Genomic DNA, 326 nt, shown 5'->3' with positions numbered 1-326 from the left:
ACTTTGATGGTAGCTTTATAACTTTGAGTGCCGTTTTGTTTCAAGAGGTCAAGCAACTCTTTATCAGATTTACCTTGGGTGCCTGCCAAATCTACTTCATAGAAGTAGAGACCTTTGCCCAATTTTTCTACTGGTGGAAGAGCGGGATTTTTAGCTGAACCATTGTCTGACCATGGAGCCTTGTCTGAGGCTTTCAAGATAAGGCGGGTTAACATACCGTCTCCTGCGAAGAATTCGTACGGGATAACTTGGTTGACACCAGCTGTGAATGGACCAGGGAAGTTAGCTTTATCTAGGTAAGTAGCTGGAACGTCTACTGTGTCTTT

Annotated in this window: 1 protein-coding gene; it reads right to left on the bottom strand. The window is 43.9% G+C overall.

What is annotated here, in order from left to right; genetic code table 11:
* Nucleotides 1–326: SSURE domain-containing protein (locus EII37_RS10950; RefSeq protein WP_185696017.1), on the bottom strand; the 326-nt coding region annotated here is incomplete at both ends.

The organism is Streptococcus sp. OH4692_COT-348 (genome assembly GCF_003859975.1).
Classification (GTDB): Bacteria; Bacillota; Bacilli; order Lactobacillales; family Streptococcaceae; genus Streptococcus.
Note: the sequence above shows the minus strand (reverse complement) of the source record. Positions and strands in the feature narration are given on the sequence as shown.